This window comes from Enorma phocaeensis (genome assembly GCF_016901575.1).
Lineage (GTDB): Bacteria > Actinomycetota > Coriobacteriia > Coriobacteriales > Coriobacteriaceae > Limicola > Limicola phocaeensis_A.
Genome location: NZ_JACJKQ010000021.1, coordinates 1 through 19384, shown reverse-complemented (window position 1 = coordinate 19384; position 19384 = coordinate 1). Strand labels below are relative to the sequence as shown.

At 64.6% G+C, this 19384-nt stretch carries 19 protein-coding genes and 1 pseudogene; 14 read left to right on the top strand and 6 right to left on the bottom strand.

Going from position 1 to position 19384, the window contains the following annotated elements; genetic code table 11:
* The first annotated feature begins 171 nt into the window (after positions 1-171).
* Together H6A15_RS09025 and H6A15_RS09020 are read left to right on the top strand one after the other, a co-directional pair.
* Entirely contained in the window at positions 172-999 is an 828-nt protein-coding gene (locus tag H6A15_RS09025; RefSeq protein WP_204673427.1) for a helix-turn-helix transcriptional regulator, read from the top strand.
* A gap of 198 nt (positions 1000-1197) precedes the next feature.
* Positions 1198-2313: a GNAT family N-acetyltransferase gene (locus H6A15_RS09020; RefSeq protein WP_204673426.1), complete on the top strand. Its 1116-nt coding sequence runs from the start codon at positions 1198-1200 to the stop codon at positions 2311-2313.
* 101 nt (positions 2314-2414) lie between these two features.
* On the opposite strand, the gene H6A15_RS09015 is transcribed toward H6A15_RS09020, so the two are convergent.
* From H6A15_RS09015 to H6A15_RS08995, 5 genes are all read right to left on the bottom strand, one after another.
* A complete protein-coding gene (locus H6A15_RS09015; RefSeq protein WP_204673425.1) occupies positions 2415-3554 on the bottom strand; it encodes a DUF4179 domain-containing protein in 1140 nt (379 codons plus the stop codon).
* On the bottom strand, positions 3538-4065 hold the full coding sequence (locus tag H6A15_RS09010) for an RNA polymerase sigma factor (RefSeq protein WP_204673424.1): 528 nt from the start codon (positions 4063-4065) through the stop codon (positions 3538-3540). The genes H6A15_RS09015 and H6A15_RS09010 overlap by 17 nt, the downstream gene beginning before the upstream one ends.
* 310 nt (positions 4066-4375) lie before the next feature.
* Positions 4376-5269 (bottom strand): nucleotidyl transferase AbiEii/AbiGii toxin family protein, encoded by an 894-nt coding sequence (locus H6A15_RS09005; RefSeq protein WP_204673423.1) that lies wholly within the window; start codon positions 5267-5269, stop codon positions 4376-4378.
* Positions 5262-5795 (bottom strand): type IV toxin-antitoxin system AbiEi family antitoxin, encoded by a 534-nt coding sequence (gene abiEi / locus H6A15_RS09000; RefSeq protein WP_204556135.1) that lies wholly within the window; start codon positions 5793-5795, stop codon positions 5262-5264. Before abiEi ends, H6A15_RS09005 begins: the two co-directional genes overlap by 8 nt.
* Before the next feature lie 250 nt (positions 5796-6045).
* Positions 6046-6267, bottom strand: a complete 222-nt coding sequence (locus H6A15_RS08995; RefSeq protein ID WP_204673422.1) for a hypothetical protein — start codon at positions 6265-6267, stop codon at positions 6046-6048.
* A gap of 86 nt (positions 6268-6353) precedes the next feature.
* Here H6A15_RS08995 and H6A15_RS08990 point away from each other — a divergent pair, with 86 nt between their 5' ends.
* The 12 genes and pseudogenes from H6A15_RS08990 to H6A15_RS08935 all read left to right on the top strand — a co-directional run bounded on the left by H6A15_RS08990 (position 6354) and on the right by H6A15_RS08935 (position 18703).
* The gene (locus H6A15_RS08990) at positions 6354-6980 is read left to right on the top strand and encodes a sugar O-acetyltransferase (RefSeq protein ID WP_204673421.1); all 627 of its coding nucleotides are present in this window, start codon (positions 6354-6356) and stop codon (positions 6978-6980) included.
* Positions 6981-7163: 183 nt separating this feature from the next.
* Positions 7164-7793 carry a TetR/AcrR family transcriptional regulator gene (locus H6A15_RS08985; RefSeq protein WP_204673420.1) on the top strand — a complete coding sequence of 210 codons (630 nt, stop codon included), beginning with the start codon at positions 7164-7166 and terminating at the stop codon, positions 7791-7793.
* A complete protein-coding gene (locus H6A15_RS08980) occupies positions 7793-8710 on the top strand; it encodes an ABC transporter ATP-binding protein (RefSeq protein WP_204673419.1) in 918 nt (305 codons plus the stop codon). The genes H6A15_RS08985 and H6A15_RS08980 overlap by 1 nt, the downstream gene beginning before the upstream one ends.
* A gap of 9 nt (positions 8711-8719) precedes the next feature.
* The gene (locus H6A15_RS08975; RefSeq protein WP_204673418.1) at positions 8720-9517 is read left to right on the top strand and encodes an ABC transporter permease subunit; all 798 of its coding nucleotides are present in this window, start codon (positions 8720-8722) and stop codon (positions 9515-9517) included.
* Positions 9518-9717: 200 nt separating this feature from the next.
* Positions 9718-11148: an alanine/glycine:cation symporter family protein gene (locus H6A15_RS08970; protein ID WP_204673417.1), complete on the top strand. Its 1431-nt coding sequence runs from the start codon at positions 9718-9720 to the stop codon at positions 11146-11148.
* A 214-nt stretch (positions 11149-11362) separates the two neighbouring features.
* The gene (locus H6A15_RS08965; RefSeq protein ID WP_204673416.1) at positions 11363-12514 is read left to right on the top strand and encodes an SLC13 family permease; all 1152 of its coding nucleotides are present in this window, start codon (positions 11363-11365) and stop codon (positions 12512-12514) included.
* A gap of 166 nt (positions 12515-12680) precedes the next feature.
* Positions 12681-13667 (top strand): glutamine-hydrolyzing GMP synthase, encoded by a 987-nt coding sequence (gene guaA / locus H6A15_RS08960; RefSeq protein ID WP_204673415.1) that lies wholly within the window; start codon positions 12681-12683, stop codon positions 13665-13667.
* 270 nt (positions 13668-13937) lie between these two features.
* Entirely contained in the window at positions 13938-14903 is a 966-nt protein-coding gene (locus H6A15_RS08955) for a tRNA dihydrouridine synthase (protein ID WP_204673414.1), read from the top strand.
* A gap of 88 nt (positions 14904-14991) precedes the next feature.
* Positions 14992-17154: a Tex family protein gene (locus H6A15_RS08950; protein ID WP_204673413.1), complete on the top strand. Its 2163-nt coding sequence runs from the start codon at positions 14992-14994 to the stop codon at positions 17152-17154.
* Between the two features lie 125 nt (positions 17155-17279).
* Positions 17280-17585: pseudogene (locus H6A15_RS08945) on the top strand (peptide chain release factor-like protein); the annotation flags it as partial.
* Positions 17586-17705: 120 nt separating this feature from the next.
* Positions 17706-18218, top strand: coding sequence for a Panacea domain-containing protein (locus tag H6A15_RS08940; protein WP_204673411.1), 513 nt, complete (start codon positions 17706-17708; stop codon positions 18216-18218).
* Positions 18215-18703 (top strand): type II toxin-antitoxin system death-on-curing family toxin, encoded by a 489-nt coding sequence (locus tag H6A15_RS08935; protein WP_204673410.1) that lies wholly within the window; start codon positions 18215-18217, stop codon positions 18701-18703. Before H6A15_RS08940 ends, H6A15_RS08935 begins: the two co-directional genes overlap by 4 nt.
* Before the next feature lie 47 nt (positions 18704-18750).
* On the opposite strand, the gene H6A15_RS08930 is transcribed toward H6A15_RS08935, so the two are convergent.
* On the bottom strand, positions 18751-19296 hold the full coding sequence (locus tag H6A15_RS08930) for an AAA family ATPase (protein WP_204673409.1): 546 nt from the start codon (positions 19294-19296) through the stop codon (positions 18751-18753).
* Positions 19297-19384 lie beyond the last annotated feature (88 nt).

The window sequence follows — 19384 nt, the reverse complement described above, 5'->3', positions numbered from 1 at the left end:
CGTCGCGCCCGTCCTCCCGGGCGAACCGCCCTCGATCTCTGGTGGCGCTGCTTCGACGGAAGACCTTGCTCCGCAGCTCAGATGACCTGTAAAGCACTTTATACTGCACCCTGGACGCCCCTCGGCTACGTTGGGGTTGCAGGAGAGGCAGCGAGAGTTGAGGAAGCGCGCATGGACATCGGCAACCAGATCAGGGAGCGCAGGCAGCGGCTCGGGCTCTCCCAGGACGAGCTCGCGCAGAGGCTCTACGTGAGCCGCGTCACGATCTCGCACTGGGAGACCGGCAGGACCCTGCCCGACGTCCAGAGCATGCTCCTCCTCGCGAACCTCTTCGGCACCACGATCGACGAGATGGTGAGAGGGGACGTGGACGAGATGCGTGAGATGGTCGAGAAGAACGAGCAGCGGACGAGGGCCTTCGCGATGGCGCTGGGGGCGGTGGAGGTCGCCGTCATCGCCGTGCTCGCCATCACGGCGGTGGTGGGGCGCGCGTACCTGGAGCCGGTGCTGCGCCTGCTGTTGGCGGCGCTGGTGCTGGCGTCCGCCGTGGTCGCCCTTGTCGCGCGGCGCGGCGGGGAGGGCCGGGAGGCTAAGAGCGCGGCTGAGCTTCTGGGCGCGGCATCCGGCGACCCTGCGGAGGCGGCCCAGGAGAGCGCCTCTGCCAACGTCATGCGGTTGGTGCTCCAGGTGTTCGTGGGGCTCGCCGTGGGCATCGGCGTGCTCGTGCTGAGCGACCTGATGCTCGATATGCGGGGGTTCATCGGACTCGCGGCGGCGGTTGGCGTTATCGCGGCGCTGGTGGCGGCACGGATGCTGGGCCGTTACGCCCGCCCGGCGTGGACGGCGGCCATCTTGCCGGCGCTCTGGGTCGTGGGAGCCATTGCCCTCGGTGCCGCGACGGGCGGCCTCGCCTCGCCGCGCGGCTGGATTGCCGTTTCGGGCGGCGCGATCTCGCTCCTCGCGTTCTGGGCGATTGGGCGGAGGTACCGCCGCGGGTAGGCGTGGCCCCGCCGGAATCGATAATGCCGTCGGGCGCCCCGCGGGAGCCTCCCGCGGGGCGCCCGCTCGTCCCCGTGCGTCCGTGGGCCTCGCCGCGGGTAGAATCGTCCCAGATGTCCCCTCCTGAGGAGGCACGCATGACGACAGACCTCTAGCCGATGACGCCCGACGCTTTCGCTATCGGATGGAGGGACAGTTATGTCGAGAATCAGGGAGATGCTGCCCGGTGAGTACGGACTGCTGGACGAGTTCCTGTACCAGGCGATCCACACCGAGCCGGGCGAGCCGCGCCCGCCGCGCTCTGTGACCGCCGGCCCGGTGCTGCGCGTCTACGTCGAGGGCTTCGGCCGAGCCGGCGACGTTGCCGTCTGCGCCGAGGAGGGCGGCGAGGTCGTGGGGGCCGCCTGGGCGCGCCTCATGCGCGGCTACGGCTTCGCGGGGGACGGCGTGCCGGAGCTCGCCGTCTCCGTCCTGCCGGGCCATCGCGGCCGCGGGTTGGGGACCGCCCTGCTCTCCTCCCTCATCGAGCGGTGCTCAGAGCTCGGCCACCCCGTGCTGGCGCTCTCGGTGCAGCGCTCCAACCGCGCAGTGCGACTCTACGAGCGGCTCGGCTTTCGGGAGGTCTCCGGCGACGACGGGGAGGCCGTGATGGCGCTGCCGCTCGGCGGGCGTGACGAGGGCGCCCGCGGGGGAGCCCCCTTCGAGCAGGCGCGCGCGGCCGCCCTGCGGGTGCTGACCGCCCCCGGCCTCGCTGGGAGGGCCTACCTACAGGGAGGCCTCGTGCCCTGGGTTGCCTCCGGGCGCGACTCCGGGAGGCCCCACGGCGACGCGGACGTCTCGGTGCGCCTGGGCGACATGCCGGCCGTGCGCTCCTGGCTCGACGCGGAGGGCCTGTACGACCCCGCGCTCGACTCGCTCAACCTGGGATGCAACGGGGGCCGTGGCGACTTCGGCGCCCACGCGATCGTCGACGGAGTGCTCGTGAGCTTCTGCCCGTTCCTCCTCGAGGGAAATGACCTCCGCCAGCGCAACGCTGCGGTCGCGGCGACCGACGGCTTTGACGCCCTGCTCGAGGCTGTCGTCCCCGGCGTCGAGGAGGGCGACCTCTTTGAGGAGCGCGCACTGCCAACCGGCGCGGCCGTCGGCTGCGCTACGCTCGAGTCCGTCCGCGCTGCCAAGGTCGCGAGCGGGCGCGAGAAGGACGCGCACGACGTCGCCGAGATCGACCGCATCGGGTACGACCCAGCGCGCTACGCCCGCGTCGCCGCCGCCTACGCCGCCATGCGCATCGAGTGCGTGGCGCACGGGGAGTAGGAGCAGCCCCGGATGGGGCTGCGGAGAGCGGAATGAGAATGGCCGCAAGAAAGGGGCGAGCCGCAGCGGCGCGCCCCTCTCGTGTTCCGGTTGTCGCATCCTTATGCGGCGCTCACGGGAATCTCCACGTCGCCTACGATCACGCTTAAGATGTCACCCGCGGCGATGATGCGGTCGTAGGTCACCGTCTTGGTGACGGCGCTCGTGCCGTCATTCTGCTCCTCCGCGTGCGTGTTGGCGTTGGCCGCGTCGAACGTGGTGCCGTCCGCGAAGGTCACGGTGACGGGGAGGCCTAGGACCGCGTCCTGCTTGGCCTGCGCCTCGTCGCTCAGCCTACCCGAGGGGCCGAGGTCGCCGATCTGGCGCTCGATCGTGTAGTCGACCGTGACGCCGACGGAGGACACCGTCACGGCGTCAATTGTGATGTCCGCGCCCTGCCAGGTAGTTTCCTGGCCGGCCGGGAGGTCGACGGTCGTGTCGGCGTAGTTCATCTCGAACTTGAGGCTCCAGTTGCCGGTCACCAGGGTCGTGTACCCACCCTCGGCATCGTAGGCCCTGATTTCGCTCATCCAGAAGCGCATGGTGCGCCCGATGATGCCGGCGCCGTTCCAGGTGGTGAAGCCCATGGTCTCGGCGTACTGGATGGTTCCGTCGCCCGGGTCGGCGTCGAAGAACCAGGACCCTCCGCCCCCGCCGTTGACGCCGTCGACGTAGCGGGTGGCCTCGGCCACGAGCGGCAGCGTGCCGTCCTCGCCGGGCTCGATCCCCTCGAGCGCGGAGGGGTCGTCGAACTCGACGTCGTACACGACGGTGAGGTTCGACCGGTCGCCCACCACGGCCTCGGCCGTCACGGTGACGCCGTTCGAGGTCGCGCTCGCGCCGATCGGCCGGCCCACCTCGTTCAGGAGCTCGGTCTGGGCCGGCGCGCCGCCGAAGACGTCGGAGAGCACGTCGGCCGGGTTGGGAAGCACGCCCGCCGCCACGGCGACGGTGCCACCCCCGCCCAGCACGAGGGCCAGGGCGAGCCCGGCGGCGACGCGCGCCCAGCGGCGGGTGCGGCGACGACCGGGACGGCGCTCAGACATGATCAGGACCTCCGCGGGGGCTTTGGGCTGAACGTTCTTCTCGGCGCCCTTTGCGGCAGCGGCGGCACGCAGGCCCTCGGCCATGCGGGCCTTGGCCTCGTCGGAGAAGTGCAGGCCATCCATCGAGCGGGTGTAGGAATCAAGCGGGGAAGTCATCGTAGTCTCCCTTCAGGTCGTCTCTGAGGCTCGCGCGGGCGCGGCTCAGGCGCTGGCGCACGGCGTCGTCGGTGGCGCCGACGATCCGCGCGACCTCGCGCGTGGGATAGCCCTCGTAGTAGTGCAGGTAGACCGCCTCGCGCTGCGGCAGCGGGAGCGCCATGACGGCGGCGAGCACGCGGTCGTCGCGCCTCCGGAGCGCGTCCTCGCCGGGCGCCTGCGCCGCCGCCGGCTCCGGCACGTCGTCGAGCCCCACTGCCGGGTGAGCGCCGCGGTCGCGCAGCAGGTTCCTGCAGGCGTTGGCCGCCACGCGTATGACCCAGGCGCGCTCGTGGCCGGGGTCGCGGAACGGCTCGTCGCGGCAGATGAGCTTCACGAGCGTGTCCTGGCAGACGTCCTCGGCGTCGGCCGTCAAGCGCAGGTAGGTGTAGCACACGCGCAGGACGAGGTCGGCGTAGTCGCGCACGAGCCGCTCGGGGTCGCGGTCGGGCGCGTTTTTCGAGCCTGTCATAGGCGGCCTCCTCTCATGGTTCGTCGGATACCTCGGGGTCGCAGCTGCTTTCCCTCCCACCTATTACACACGGAAGAAGATGGAATGTGACAAGGCAATTGGAAAGAGAGGGAAAGCGCCACCCATCCTCAGGAGACAACGCCGGGGTTGTTAGCACCCAGCCCGAATAAGAGTAGGTAATAGCCCACACCTCACCACCGCCCGCCCATCGTCGAGGCTCGACCGCGCCGTCTCCCTCGCGGCGGGCCACTTGAAGGTGAGGGGGCGGGTCGTCGCCGGCTGCCCGCTCCCGGTCGCCTATAGTTATTCTTTACGATTGAATCTCGCGTATCGTGACGGCATATGTCTCCTCGATACGGGCCGCCAATGCCTCTGCGTATCCCTTGCGGCCAAGCGTGGTTTCGAAAGAGTTGTGCGGGACAAACCGCTGCATCTGGCGGACAAACTCCTCCGATGCCGCCAGTTCGATGGATCGCGCGCGCCCAGACTCCAGAAGCTCCAGTAGCTGCGGCACGCATCCGTAGTCTCCATGCTTGCGTCTCACCATGCTTGCGACCTCAACGGCGCGCCATCCACAAGCCCCGATAATCCAAGGAATGTCCCACAGGTCGCGATAGCGAGGCGTGTGTGTCGCGTTGGCGAACGAGATGAGCTTGTCGGCAAGAATCTCGTCGGTGCTCTCGCAGCGTATGAGCATGTTGGCGAACGATTTGGGTAGCTCGGGATAGTTGATGGATAGGAGGCGTGGCACGACATCGTAGGAGGGAATGTGCGCGATTTCGATTTTAATTCTCTGAGAGGGGAGATCGGGTCGCTCAGGGGCGGTGTTCACGATGATTTGCCAGCGTTTCAGCATACCGTCCCCGTCGAACGCCTTGATTGATGTCGGCTCCTTGACGCGTACGCCAAGATGGTATTGCGCGTCAAGCGCGCGTGACAGTGCATCGGCAAATCCAGCGAGATCAACTTCGCTCAGCTTTTCTGGGGTTGTGAAATCAAGGTCCTCGCTATACCTCACGCCTCCGTAGCACAGCCTTAGACAGGTGCCACCTTGGAACACGAGTCGGTCCAGCCACCCCGAGGTGTCGAGGGCGGCAAGGATGTCGTAATGGAGAAGCTCCTTCTCTACGACGGGGAGCATGGCTTCAAGCCGGTGTCGCCGCGCGACTTCGCGCGCGAATGCAGGAAACGTATCTCTATTCATCCGCCAGCTCCTTTTCGTCAATAAGGTCAAGAGAGCGCCGAGCGCGTTTGAGACCGGTGACGGTGTAGCGCTTTGTGGCCAGGCGCAGGGGGCTATCGGGGACGTCGACCGTGTTCGTCATGATTTCAAGCGCATCGGCGGCAGTGTGGATGAACTCGATGGTGCCGAACGGGGTGGGGAAGAGGCCCTCCCGTCCAGACGTCACAACCGTGAGTCGGTCTACGGGAATTTGCGAGATGATTCCCCAGTGTGATGCGGCGCTTTCCATCCCCACATAGCAGGTGCTGCCAATGCGAAGCAGCGCTGCAATTTCTTCGACAGGCCGGTATCGAGTCGATGCGGTGGTGCGGTGCCAATACAGGTCACGTGCCACGCGCTCGATGATGCGGACGTCCGTCAGACGCCTGATGGTGCTCCTGAGCTTCTCTCCCCGTTCTTCGAGCAGAAGTCCGATGTCGCGAGAGCGATACGCATTCTTGACGTGCTCAAGTTGGGCAAAGCGACGTTGAGCTTCCATGAGCTTCATGCTGTCTCCTCTCTTGTAATGAGTATACAATAATCGGCTGAATATAGCCTATAACTGTATGGTAAGAGGAAGATAGCATGGGCTCACCGATAATCGGCTGAGCCCAGCTAAACGAAAGTAAAGGAAGCTCGGCCGAGGCTATGCTCTCGGCGTCCGGTCATTGGTGCGCACAGACCCGGTGGCTGTCTCTGTGACAACCTCTACGAACCTCGTCTTGGTCTCGCTTGTGAACTGGCGGAGCGACGTTGCCCTACCTCACGAAGAGGCCCCCGCTGAGAACCCCGTAGGCCACCACCAGGGCAAAAAGTACCAGGATGACACTCCCGACGACCAGAAATGCCCGCCAGGCCCTGAGCGCCGCCTTCTTGCCCCGCTCGACGTCGGAGTAGATCGAGGAGATCTGCTTCTCGGACTCGTTGAGGGCGCGCACGTCGCCCACGTCGACGCCCCTCACGAGCTCGTCGAGGCTCATCTCGTAGTAGTCGGACAGCAGGACGAGCCGCTGGAAGTCGGGGTAGGACTGCCCGATTTGATTGCTGAGCGGGAGCAGGTGGTCCGATGAGTCTCGATGAGGTCCGGCGGCGCATGGCGGACAGGCGGCTCTACGCCTGCAACAGCCCGGAGCTCTTTGCCGAGCAGGAGCGTCGCCGCGATGTGCTGGACGCCTACAACGCCCTGCCCTTCAGCAGCTCCGCGGAGCGTGACGCGCTTCTCACCCAGCTGCTCGCCGAGGTGGGCGAGAACTGCATGATCGAGCCGCCCTTCCACGCCAATTGGGGCGGGGCGAACCTGCACCTGGGTAGCAACGTCTACGCTAACATGGGCCTCACGCTGGTGGACGATGCTGATATCTTCATTGAGGACAACGTCATGATCGGCCCCAACGTGACCATCTGCACGGGAACGCACCCCATCTCGCCCCGCCTGCGTGCGAGGGGCCTTCAATACAACAAGTCCGTTCGTATCTGCGCCGGTGCTTGGCTCGGCGCGTGCTGCGTGGTGCTTCCGGGCGTGACGGTGGGCGAGGGGTCCGTGGTTGGCGCGGGCAGCGTGGTCACGCGCGACGTGCCTGCGGGGGTGGTCGCGGTGGGCAATCCCTGTCGCGTGCTGCGCGAGATTGGCGAGAAGGACGAGTGCGTGTACGACCGGGATAAGCCCGTGGACGCGGTCTGGCTCGATGCGTAACGGCGTGGCGCACGCCCCCAACGTAGTAGCGGTCGTGCTTTGGGCTTTCCGTATACTGGCTTTTGCGCGCAGCCCCCCATTTCGAAACGTGCTCCTAGAGTTGTTTTGCCAGCTCAAAGCCCCTTCCATATTTCGGTCAACGGGGTAGCCTTGTTCTCGAAAGGCGAGGGAAAGCGAGGCCCCATGTCAGAAAGGTTCGAGCGCTTCGAGAGCCTCCCCGAAGACCGCAGGCGCGCGATTGTGGACGCTGCTTCCGAGGTGTTCGGCGACGAGGACTACGCCCGCGCATCCACGGCGGATATAGCCAGGCGCGCCGGCGTGTCGAAAAGCCAGCTCTTCTTCTACTTCAGAAATAAGAAGGACCTCTACCTCTACGTTCTCACGGCGGTCACCAGGCGCGTGGCGGAGGCGGTGGTCGACGAGCGCTGGTATCAGATTGACGACTTCTTCGAGGTCATGCGCTACGCTGCGACCCGCAAGGCGTCCTTCGCGGGGCTGAGCCCGCGCGTCATGAGCTTTTTCGTCCGGGCGTTCTATCTTGGCCACAGGGACGTTTCCGGGCCGCTCGACGCCTTCATGACGGATGCCGTGCCCGCCATGGTGCGGACGTATCTGGGCCATGTGCGCTGGGAGCGCTTTCGAGACGACGTCGATCCCATGCGTGTGGTACGCATGCTCGTGTGGTGCGGTGACGGCTATCTGCACGAGCGGCTTCGTGGGGGAGGAGAGTTCGACATGGAAGCGATGCTTTCGGAGTTTCTCGTCTGGCTCGATTGGCTTAAGAGGGCTACGTACAAGGAGGAATACCTGTGATGGCGAACGCTTCAGCGCCTGCGATCTGCGTGCGCGGGCTCACGAAGGACTATGGACGGGGTCGCGGCGTCTTCGATGTCAGCCTCGAGGTTTCATCTGGCGAGGTGCTCGGTTTTCTCGGGCCCAACGGAGCGGGGAAGACAGTCACGATGCGCCACTTCATGGGGTTCATCAGGGCGCAAGGCGGGACGGTCGAGGTCCTCGGACATGACTGCTTCCGTGATCGCCCCCTGGTGCAAGTCCATCTGGGCTATCTCCCCGGAGAAAGCTCCTGCATGCGGGAGATGACCGCACGATCGTTTCTCAATCTCATGGCGGGGATGCGCGGCTTGCGTGATCGCTCCAGGATGCGAGAGCTCGCCGATGTCTTCGAGCTGGATCTTGATGCGCGTATCGGTGGAATGTCCAAAGGAAACAGGCAGAAGGTCGCGATCGTCACGGCGTTCATGGCACGCCCGGACGTGCTTCTCCTCGACGAGCCCACGAGCGGTCTCGACCCGCTTATGCAGGAGCGCTTTCTCGACTTGGTAGCCGAGGAGAGGGCGCGAGGCGCAGCCGTCCTGCTCTCCTCGCACATCTTCGAAGAGATCGGGCGGGCATGCGACCGCGTGGCGTTCATCCGCGCGGGGCGGGTCGTCATGACCTGCACCATGGACGAGGTCCGTTCGATGCGCGGACGTGGCTACACGGTCGAGTTTGCGAACGTGCGGGAGCGCTCGCGCTGGGAGCTTGCCCATGGAAATGAGCCCGCGAAAGGAGGCGCCCGCGTCGTCGAGCTCCGAGGCGTGCGCGATGTGAACGCGCTCATCCGCGAGCTTTCCTCCTACGACGTGGCCGAGGTCACGTCCCGCGCGCAGACGCTCGAGGAGCTGTTCCTTCACCTGTACGAGGGCGACGAGCCCTCAGGACGAAAGTAGGGGGTCACGATGATTCTTCCTCTCTTCAGGCACGAGCTTCGGTCCTGCCTGTTTCCGACCTTCATCATCGCTGCGGTGGCAATCCTTTATGCCGGCGTCATCGTCGGCATGTACGATCCCGCGCTCGGCGAGTCGCTCGCCCTCATGCGCGACGCCATGCCCGAGCTCTTTGCCGCCTTCGGCATGGCCGACCAGGGGACGACGCTTCTGGAATTCATGGTCAACTATCTGTACGGCTTTCTGCTCGTGGCGCTCCCCCTCGTTCTCGTGGCTGTGCTCTCCAGCCGGCTCGTGGCCCGCCACATCGAGCGCGGCAGCATCTCCTATCTGCTCGCGCAGCCCGTGGGCCGCACGAGGCTCATGCTCTCGCAGGCGAGCGTCCTCGTCTTCTGTCTCGTCCTTCTCGTGGCGGTGCTCACCGCGTTCGAGCTGGCTTGCGCCCAGGCCTTGTTTCCCGGCGAGCTCGACGCCTCCGATCTCGTTGCCGTCAATGCGGCGACCTTTTGTCTCTGGCTGTTTCTTTCCGGCATGTGCTGGGCAGGCGCTTGTGCGCTGCCGAACGTCTCGGCGGCGCGGTGGGCGGGCGTCGCTCTGTGCACCCTCTTCGTCCTCGCGCAGATGCTCTCGGGGGTGGGGGACGAGCTCTCTTGGATCGGCGACGTCACGCCGCTTGCGCTGTTCGATCCGCTTGGGATTGCGTCTGGGAGCATGGGCGCCTTGGCCGGCGCGGCTGCGCTTGGCGTTTCGGGCGCCGTGCTCTTTGCGCTGGGGACCATCGCCTTTGAGCGGCGCGACTTGAGCGTGTGAGGGCAGGTTCAAAGCCTCCAAGGGCGAGACGTGCCATCCCAGGCAGGGGGCGTTTGCCCCTCGGCTTCTCCATGTTCGTCTGCGGGCACGATGGCGCGACTGGCTCGCGTTCACATCCCCGAAACACGGAGCGTGTACATTGAGTCCTCAGGTTGCGTGGTCCGCGCGCCGTTGTCGAGAGGTCTGTCGGGGGATGATCCATGTTCGAATCCATCATGTCTGTGCTGGCTGCGCTGAATAACAATGTGCTGTGGGGCATCCCCATGGTCGTCCTGATGATCGGAACGGGCTTGTTTTTGCTCGTTGTCACGAAGGGCGTCGTCTTTGCACGCTTCAACGTCGTGATGCGTTACACCACCAAGACGCTTTTCCATCGTCCGAACAAGTCCGAGTTGGAGCATGGCGCCATCTCGCCGTTCCAGGCGGTATGCACCGCGCTCGCGGCGACGCTCGGCACGGGAAACATCGTGGGCGTGGCGCTCGCCGTGGCGACGGGCGGCCCGGGGGCGATCTTCTGGCTGTGGCTGAGTGCGCTCGCGGGCATGGTCATCAAGTACTGCGAGGTCACGTTGTCGGTGGCCTACCGCACCCGCAACGAGCGCGGCGAGATCGTCGGCGGCCCCATGTACTACATCTCCCGCGGCTTGGGGACCGGCTGGCTCGCGGTGCTCTTTGCCATCTTCGGCTTCCTGGCCTCGTTCGGCATCGGGGCGAGCGTGCAGGCCAACTCGCTTGCCACCAGCGTGAACGCGACGTTCGGCGTCCCGCTGCCCGCCATCGGCGCGGTCGTGGCGGTGCTCGCCGGGCTCGTCCTCATCGGCGGCATCAAGCGCATCTCGCAGATCACCGAGGTGCTGGTGCCCTTCGCCGCCGTGTTCTATCTCATCGCCGCCTTCGTGGTGCTCGTCATCAATGCGGCCGAGATTCCTGCCGCCATCGGCATGATCTTCCGCGACGCCTTCACCGGCACGGCGGCGACGGGCGGATTCGTGGGCGCCACGGTCATGTATGCCTGTCGCGTCGGCATGTCGCGCGGCGTGTTCACGCACGAGGCGGGCATGGGCTCCGCGCCCATCGCCCATGCCTCCGCCGACACCGACCATCCCGCCCGCCAGGGGCTGTGGGGCACGTTCGAGGTGTTCTTCGACAGCATCGTCATGTGCACCATCACCGGCCTGGTGATTCTCACCTCGGGACTCTGGTGCGCCGACCCCATGATGTCCGAGGGCGCCATGAGCTCGGCGGCCTTTGGACAGAGCATTCCCGGCGGCCAGTACGTCGTGACGGTCGGCCTCATACTCTTCGCCTTCGCGACACTCATCGCGTGGTACTACTACGGCGAGAAGTGCGTCGAGTACCTGTTCCGTGCACGTCGGGGCGGCCGTGTGGCGATCCGCGTCTACCAGGTGGCTTACGTTGCGATGGTGTTCGCGGGCTGCGTGGCGAACCTCGATGCCGTGTGGGAGTTCGCCGACTGCTTCAACGGCCTCATGGCGATCCCCAACCTGATCGCGCTCATCGCCCTCGCGCCGGTGATCAGGCGGCTCTCGCAGGACTTCTTCCGCGATCCCGACCTCCGGCGTCCGCGTAACGAGGACTATAGCGATCTGCTGACGTTCCGCGACAAGTAGCGCGCCTTCGCTGGCGGAAGGGCTCTCCGCAAACAGGTTCAATGTCTCCCCTTTATGGTCCAGGATGGGTGAAGAGGGGCGCCGCGGCGTCTTGCCGTGGATGGGATGGGCCCGGACATCGCCCGGTGTCGTGCCGCAAGTGCCAGGCAAGATATACTGTTGCGCTTGTGAGAAGACTGGGCGAAGCCCCATAGTGAGGTCGTAGAGGAGTTCCATGTTTGCCGCGGTTCGACGTCGCCTGGATGTAAGAGAGTTTGTTCGCAAGGACCCCGTGCTCGTTGCCGCACTGGTGCTCGCGGCGATATCGTGTGCAGTCGTGCCGCCCGATGCGGCATATCTTGCCTATGTCGACCTGAGGACGATCGGCATGCTCTTTAGCCTCATGACCGTGATGGCGGGGCTTTCTCGCCTGGGGGTTTTCAGCGCCGCGTGCAGGCGGCTCCTTGCGGTGGCGCGCGGGCCCAGGCGCCTCTGCCTCGCACTCACCCTGCTCGCCTTCTTCTCGAGCATGCTCATCACCAACGACGTCGCTCTCGTCACCTTTGTTCCCTTGGCGCTGCTTGCCCTCGGCGCTTTGGGTTCGGAGCGTCTCACCTGCTTTACCGTGGTCATGATGACTATCGCGGCAAATCTAGGGAGTATGTTCACGCCGGTGGGCAATCCCCAGAACCTCTATCTCTATTCGGCGTCGCACATGTCGCTCATCGAGTTCGCGCTGCTCATGCTTCCCTATACGCTGGGGGCGCTCGCCTGCCTGGTTGCGGCGGTTTTTGTGTTCGGCCGCGCTTCCGATGTGGAGATGGCGACGTGCGGACCCTCGGCGGCGGCCTCGTGCGAACGCCCCTCGACGGCCCGCATCGTCGTGTGGGCCGCGGTCTTTCTTTGCGCGCTGTGCTCCGTGGCGCGACTCCTTCCGTTCCAGGCGACCGTGGCCGTCGCAATCGCGGCGGGGGTCATTGTCGATCGCGGGGCGCTCGCCCACGTCGATTACGCGCTGCTCGCGACCTTCGCGGCGTTTTTCGTGTTTGTGGGGAACATGGGCCGCATAGAGGCGGTCGATACGTTTATCGCGGGGATGGTGAACGGTCACGAGCTCGCGGTCGCGGTCGGTGCAAGCCAGGTGCTCTCCAACGTGCCTGCCGCCATCTTGCTTTCGGGCTTTACCGCGGACTGGTCGGCGCTCATCGTGGGGACCAACTTGGGCGGGCTGGGCACCCTCATCGCATCCATGGCGAGCCTTATCTCCTATAAGCAGCTCGCTTTGGTGCTGCCGCGTGCCAAGGGCAGGTATATCGCGATGTTCACCGCGTGGAACGCAGCGTTCCTCGCGGCGCTCCTTGTGCTCCACATGGTGCTTGGAGGTTGATGGCGCAACGGGGCTTCGTCGGTTGGAGCTTGTGCTCGCTCACGCGCATCGATACGTCCACGTGCCGCTTTCCAACGTCCGCCGGAGATGTGCGGCATGCCTTATTCGGGCTTATCCGCACAAGCTACAATCAAGCCGGCAGTTCCCATCGATTGAAGGAGCACTCATGGAGCTACCCAGCAAGCGCCCGGATGATATGGTTCGCATCACGACGCCCGAGCTCGCCCAAGCATTCATCGACGAGCAGGTTGCGGCGTTGCGAGAGCAGGTGGGGGAAAAGAACGTTCTGCTTGCGCTTTCCGGCGGCGTCGACTCCTCGGTGGTCGCGGCCCTGCTCATCAAGGCGGTCGGCCGTCAGCTCATCTGCGTGCACGTGAACCACGGCCTCATGCGCGCTGGCGAGTCCGAGCAGGTCATCGACGTGTTCCGCAACCAGATGGACGCCAACCTCGTCTACGTCGACGCCACCGACCGCTTCCTCGGCCTGCTTGAAGGCGTGGCCGAGCCGGAGCGCAAGCGCAAGATCATCGGCGCCGAGTTCATCCGCGTGTTCGAGGAGGAGGCTCGCAAGGTCGCAGGTGACGTCTCGTTCCTCGCGCAGGGCACCATCTATCCCGACATCGTCGAGTCCGATGGCGTGAAGGCCCATCACAACGTGGGCGGTCTGCCTGAAGATCTACAGTTCGAGCTCGTCGAACCCGTGCGCCTGCTTTACAAGGACGAGGTCCGCGTCGTTGGCCGTGAGCTTGGGCTCCCCGAGTCGATGGTCGAGCGCCAGCCGTTCCCCGGTCCCGGCCTTGGTGTGCGCTGCCTGGGCGCCATAACGCGTGACCGTCTTGAGGCGCTGCGTGCGGCCGACAAGATTCTGCGCGACGAGTTCGATGCGGCGGGGCTCGCGGGCAAGGTGTGGCAGTACTTTGTGGTCGTGCCTGACATGCGCGCCACCGGCGTGCGCGACGGCAAGCGTGCCTACGAGTGGCCTGCCGTCATCCGTGCCGTCAACACGGTGGATGCCATGACCGCGACGGTGCCCGAGCTCGACTGGGCGCTGCTCAAGAAGATCACCGACCGCATCCTGGCCGAGGTCCCGGGCATCTGCCGCGTGACGTACGACCTCACGCCCAAGCCCATCGGCACCATCGAGTGGGAGTGACGGGAACGATTGCTCGGCGAGGCCAAACAGAGCCATTGAGATAAAGCTGCGGGGCGCGTCGCAAGGGTTGCGGCGCGCTCTCACGTTATGGGCGCCCTGTGTCGTTGCGGGCTCGCATGCCGCGCCGTCGCCCCCGTCATGGCTGTTGCTTGAACGATGACGACGGTCCTTCGGTAAAACGCCCTGCCGGATACAATGATGTCCTTTGCACGTGGGCGCGCTTTTACCGTGGCGCCTCTTTGCGTCGCGTCGTATTGAAGGGAATGGCAGATGATTTTCTCGCTGGCTCCCATGGAGGGGATCACGGGGCATGTGTTCCGTCGGGTTCATGCGGAGTGCTTCGGGCCTCTCGACCGCTACTACACGCCGTTTCTCGCCCCTCCGCATGTGGGGTCTTCGTTTGGAGGCAAGGCGTTCAAGGAAATCGATCCGGCGAACAACCAGGGTCTCGCTGTCGTCCCGCAGCTTCTCACCAACGATGCCGACAAGTTCGTGTGGGCGAGCCGGTTGCTCGCCGATATGGGATATGCCGAGGTGAATCTCAACCTTGGCTGCCCTTCGGGAACCGTCGTCGCCAAGGGGCGTGGGTCGGGCTTTCTGCGCGATCTGCCTGCACTCGAGGTCTTCCTCAAAGACGTGTGCGAGAGGTCGTGCCTGCCGGTGTCGGTCAAGACGAGGATCGGCATCCTGGACGATTCGGAATACGACAGGATTCTCGAGCTGTACCGCAGCTTCCCGCTCAAGGAGCTCATCGTGCATCCTCGCGTTCAAAAGGACCGCTACGAAGGGGTTCCGCGCCAGCGGGAATATGGCAAGACGCTCGAGCGGGCGCCGTTTCCCGTTGCATACAACGGCGATATCTTTGGACCCGGCGATATGGACTCGCTACTCGAGGCGTATCCAGAGACGAGCCATGTGATGGTGGGGCGGGGCCTTCTGACCAATCCCGCGCTGGTACGCATGCTCAAGGGCGGGCCTTCGGCGTCGGCGACCGAGCTCAAGGACTTCCACGACCGGCTGTTCTCTGCCTATGAGGACGCGATCGGCGGCAACGCGGTCTTCCGCATGAAGGAGTGGTGGTCCTACGCCCGGTTTGCCTTCGCCGATCCGCGGGCAGTGCATCGCGCGGTGCGAAAGACGCGCAAGATCGAGGAGTACACGGCTGCGGTCGAGCGGGTGTTCAGAACGCAGAGGCTTGCCGACGTAGCGCTGTTCCCGGGGACGGAGGAGCTCTAGGCGCGGGGCAGAGGCGCCTCGGTCGGGTTGCCCATGTCCGCGCGGGCGGGTATTCTAGTTCCCCTCTGCACCCAACCAAGGGAGCCACATGGACATCATTCTTACGCTCGCGCAGGAGCTCGGTCTCAAGCCAGCCTCTGTCGAGGCCGCCGTCGCCCTCATCGACGAGGGCAACACCATTCCGTTCATTGCCCGCTACCGCAAGGAGGCGACGGGCGGCATGGACGACGTCGCCCTGCGCACGCTGGAGGAACGTCTGTCCTACCTGCGCAATCTCGAGCAGCGCAAAGAGGACGTGATCACCCTCATCAACGCCCAGGGCAAGCTCACGCCCGAGCTTGAGGCCGAGATCCGTGCGGCGACGCAGCTGCAGCGCGTCGAGGACCTCTACAAGCCCTATCGCAGGAAGCGTCAGACGCGTGCGCAGAAGGCGCGCGAAGCAGGGCTTGAGCCGCTTGCCAACATGATTATCATGCAGGTCACGCCCAAGGGTGCTGCGACCCCGCTTGACGCGGCGGCGGCGTTTGCCACGCCTGAGGCGGCAGAGGCCGGCTATGACACGCCCGAGAAGATTCTCGCCGGCGCACAGGACATCGTTGCCGAGACGGTGGCGGAAGACGCCGAGAACGTCGCCGACCTGCGCTCCTTCACTGAGGGAACGGGCGAGATGGTCGCCGTGGCGGTGGACGCGGACGAGAAGACCCCGTATGAGCCCTACTACGACTTCTCCGAGCCGCTGCGCAAGATTCCCAACCATCGCGTCCTGGCAATCGACCGCGGCGAGCGTGAGGGCAAGCTGCGCGTTCGCGTCGGGGTGGATACCGAGGCCGCGATTGCGCGCCTGGGCGCCCGCTGGCCGCGCCGCCAGGGTCCGTTTGCCCCGGTGCTCGACGCCGCCATCGCCGACGGCTACAGGCGCCTCATGGCGCCCTCGCTCGAGCGCGAGGCCCGCGCCAAGCTGACCGTGCGCGCCCAGACGGACGCCATCAAGGTGTTTTCCAAGAATCTCGAGGGGCTGCTTTCCGCGCGTCCCGTGCGCGGCGCGCGCGTGATCGCGCTTGACCCGGGGTATCGTACGGGTTGCAAGGTCGCCGTTTTGGATGAGACGGGCAAGCTGCTCGACCATGGCGTCGTGTATCCCACGCCGCCCCGCCGAGACGTCGCCGGCACCAAGCGCGAGCTCGCGCGCCTCGTGCACAAGCATCGCATCAACACCATCGTCATCGGCAACGGTACGGCGAGCCGCGAGACCGAAGAGGTCGTGTCCGACTTCATCTCGACGGAGGAGCCCGAGCTGCGCTACACCATCGTCAACGAGGCGGGCGCGTCGGTGTATTCGGCGAGCCAGCTGGCAAGCGAGGAGTATCCCGAGCTCGACGTGACCACCCGCGGCGCCATGAGCCTGGGTCGCCGTCTGCAGGATCCGCTGGCAGAGCTCGTGAAGATTCCGCCGCAGTCCATCGGCGTCGGCCAGTACCAGCACGACCTCGACCAGGCCGAGCTCGCGCGCACGCTTGGCAACGTGGTGGAGGACGTGGTCAACCGCGTGGGCGTGGACGTCAACACGGCGAGCGCGAGCCTTTTGGGCTACGTTTCGGGCATCACCTCGGCGGTGGCGAAAAACATCGTCGCATACCGCGAGGAGAACGGTCCTTTCACCGACCGACGCCAGTTCAAGAAGGTTCCTAAGCTCGGTCCGAAGGCCTACGAGCAGTGCGCCGGCTTCCTGCGCATTTCGGGCGGCGTTAATCCGCTCGACGCGACGAGCGTCCATCCCGAGAGCTACGAGGTGGCGGCGAAGGTGCTCGAGCGCGCCGGCGTCGGGGCGCAGGACCTGGCGGCGGGAGGCATTCCTGATATCCAGAAGCGTGTGGGCAGCGTCGCTGCGCTTGCGGGGGATCTGGGCTGCGGCCTGCTCACGCTCATCGACATCATCGCCGAGCTGGAAAAGCCGGGCCGCGACCCGCGTGACGACGCGCCCGAGGTCGTGTTCAGCCGCGCGGCGCTCTCCATCGACGACCTGCAGCCGGGCATGGAGCTCACCGGCACCGTGCGCAACGTGGTCGACTTCGGCGCGTTTGTGGACGTGGGCGTGCATCAGGACGGCCTCGTGCACATCTCCAAGCTGTCCAAGCGTTTCGTCAAGCATCCGAGCGACGTGGTGACCGTCGGCGATACCGTTAAGGTGTGGGTCGAGAAGGTCGACCGCGAGCGCGGCAAGATCTCGCTCACCATGGTGCAGGGGAAGTAACGCGGCGGCGCTTGACGCTGGGAGACCGGGTCTTCCAGCGTCATTCTGATGCGAGTGGAGGGGTTTGCATGAACTGGTGCGACTATGCGACATACGCCCGGCAGAGCGCCGACGAGCTTGCGCGCGACTGCGAGGTGCAGGTGTTTCGGGCGAAGGGTCCGGGCGGACAGGGCGTGAACACCACGGATTCCGCGGTGCGCATGACGCATGTTCCCACGGGCATCACCGTGACCGCGCGCGAGACGCGCAGCCAGTTCCAGAACCGCCAGCTCTGCCTGCAGAAGATCCAGCGGATCATCGAGCGCCGCGCTCAGCCGCCCCATCTGCGCAAGAAGACCAAGGTGCCCAAGGGCTCGCGCGAGCGCCGGCTCGCCGACAAGCACCATCGCTCGCAGCTGAAGCGCATGCGCGGCCGTGCCGGGGACGAGTGACGCTCGCTTAAGTCGTCGTAATGGGAGGATAGGGGAATCGCATTCACTGGGGCAAAGCTATCAGTAGGCTAAAGCTACGGCGGGTATACTCATCTCATCGAGCTTATCGAAGGGGGTGCCATGAAGTCGATAGACATCGCGTATGCTTTTCTCTCCGGTTACGGAGCATCGCTTGGGCTGACGAACCTTAAGCTGAACAAGCTTGTCTATTATGCTCAAGTGGAATCTCTCCGTCGCACCGGCGCCTTGCTCTTCAATGACGCCATCGAGGCATGGCGATATGGCCCTGTCGAGCCGATGGTATATCACGCATTCAAGCAATTCGGGCGTGGTATTGTGCCGGAGTGCCCGCAAACGAGCCGTCTGGACTCCAGCGTTTGCGAGATCGTGCAATACGTGTCCGACACCTACGGACGACTTTCCGCGTTCGATTTGGTGAATTTGTCTCACCGTGAGGGCGGCGCCTGGTCATTGGTTTACCGCTCCGATGCCGACGTGCCCATAACGCGTGAGGTGATTGAGCGGTCTGAGGATATCAAGGGGTTTCCGGGATTTGCGCGCACACTCGAGCGGGGCATCCAGGAGGCATATGAATCTATTCCGAATGCATTGAAGCTGTTGGAGGACTCGTGAGCGGGGATGGGCGCAGGGAGCCCATCCCCCTTGTTTTTGATGATGAGGAGCTGGTTCACGGTCTCGCGGTGCTTATTCTGGAGATGCATGATCGGCTCGCTGAACGCCTCAAGATGTTTAATCCGGACGCAAGCAATGAAGATGGGGAGGTCGTTGGACGTTTAGAGTCCGTAGTCAGTGCGGCATATTGTACGCATTTCGGCGTTTCGCCTGTCGAGCGATTTGTTGATGCGTTCGAGCAGGCGGCGAGCTTTTGCGAGCATTTGGCAAAGGACCACATCTTTTATGACGGCAACAAGCGGACGGCGTTAGTGATGCTCATCGCGATGGTCGGTTATTGCGGATACGACATTGAGCTGTCTGATGCTTCGAATCCGGAAGATAACATGGCGTATCAGTGGATACAAAAACTGGTTTCAGGGGGTATGACGAGCGCAGAGCTTGCTGCGTTGGTGCGTGAGAACGCAATCTTCCGAATTGAGTAAGCAGATAAAGGCTAGGTCACACCCTAAATCGCCCAAACCGGAAATGCTCATGCTCGCTCGCTTACAGGGAATGTTTCCTGAGCCATGCAGACGATGGTGCCTGCTCCAATCTTGCGTTTGAACATCGAGAGCTCGGGTACCACGTCAGGCGCATTGACCGGGTCTAAGGCGTTTAGGTTGCGTGCGTCTTTGCGCGAAGGCGATGCCGTTTTCTCATCGATGTCCGCGATGCGGTCGTAGGCTTCCACCACGTCATATGGCTTAGATGCGGTTACTCGGCGCACGAAGTAATCCCTGCCAGGGAAGAGTGTCTCGGAGGGAACTCCGGAAATCTCAGCGCCGGAGAGGACGAGCATTTCTATGATGCCGACGCGCCCTGCAAGCGATTCAGAGACTTGCTTCATGAGGTGGAATGGCTGGGAGCCGGTGAACCAGACGGTTCCGGTCTGGTCAGACGCGTCGACTATTTCCTTGATATAGGGAAGAAGCTCCGGCGCTTTCTGGATCTCGTCGATGAGAACGGGTGGACGGTGGCACCGGAGAAAGAGTGCGGGGTCTTCCTTCGCAGTGTTATAAGCAAATGAAATTGTCACCCCTCGTTTTTTGATTCTGTCACCCCGCGACCCCCCGGTCCCCTAGCGTAGTCCTCAGCCGAAGGAGGACACATGGATAAGAGGACCA

Bases quoted from the DNA above. Each gene is read 5' to 3' on its own strand.
- H6A15_RS09025 (WP_204673427.1), top strand. From the start codon at position 172: ATGGACATCGGCAACCAGATCAGGGAGCGCAGGCAGCGGCTCGGGCTC.
- H6A15_RS09020 (WP_204673426.1), top strand. From the start codon at position 1,198: ATGTCGAGAATCAGGGAGATGCTGCCCGGTGAGTACGGACTGCTGGAC.
- H6A15_RS09015 (WP_204673425.1), bottom strand. From the start codon at position 3,554: ATGACTTCCCCGCTTGATTCCTACACCCGCTCGATGGATGGCCTGCAC.
- H6A15_RS09010 (WP_204673424.1), bottom strand. From the start codon at position 4,065: ATGACAGGCTCGAAAAACGCGCCCGACCGCGACCCCGAGCGGCTCGTG.
- H6A15_RS09005 (WP_204673423.1), bottom strand. From the start codon at position 5,269: ATGAATAGAGATACGTTTCCTGCATTCGCGCGCGAAGTCGCGCGGCGA.
- abiEi (WP_204556135.1), bottom strand. From the start codon at position 5,795: ATGAAGCTCATGGAAGCTCAACGTCGCTTTGCCCAACTTGAGCACGTC.
- H6A15_RS08995 (WP_204673422.1), bottom strand. From the start codon at position 6,267: ATGAGCCTCGACGAGCTCGTGAGGGGCGTCGACGTGGGCGACGTGCGC.
- H6A15_RS08990 (WP_204673421.1), top strand. From the start codon at position 6,354: ATGAGTCTCGATGAGGTCCGGCGGCGCATGGCGGACAGGCGGCTCTAC.
- H6A15_RS08985 (WP_204673420.1), top strand. From the start codon at position 7,164: ATGTCAGAAAGGTTCGAGCGCTTCGAGAGCCTCCCCGAAGACCGCAGG.
- H6A15_RS08980 (WP_204673419.1), top strand. From the start codon at position 7,793: ATGGCGAACGCTTCAGCGCCTGCGATCTGCGTGCGCGGGCTCACGAAG.
- H6A15_RS08975 (WP_204673418.1), top strand. From the start codon at position 8,720: ATGATTCTTCCTCTCTTCAGGCACGAGCTTCGGTCCTGCCTGTTTCCG.
- H6A15_RS08970 (WP_204673417.1), top strand. From the start codon at position 9,718: ATGTTCGAATCCATCATGTCTGTGCTGGCTGCGCTGAATAACAATGTG.
- H6A15_RS08965 (WP_204673416.1), top strand. From the start codon at position 11,363: ATGTTTGCCGCGGTTCGACGTCGCCTGGATGTAAGAGAGTTTGTTCGC.
- guaA (WP_204673415.1), top strand. From the start codon at position 12,681: ATGGAGCTACCCAGCAAGCGCCCGGATGATATGGTTCGCATCACGACG.
- H6A15_RS08955 (WP_204673414.1), top strand. From the start codon at position 13,938: ATGATTTTCTCGCTGGCTCCCATGGAGGGGATCACGGGGCATGTGTTC.
- H6A15_RS08950 (WP_204673413.1), top strand. From the start codon at position 14,992: ATGGACATCATTCTTACGCTCGCGCAGGAGCTCGGTCTCAAGCCAGCC.
- H6A15_RS08940 (WP_204673411.1), top strand. From the start codon at position 17,706: ATGAAGTCGATAGACATCGCGTATGCTTTTCTCTCCGGTTACGGAGCA.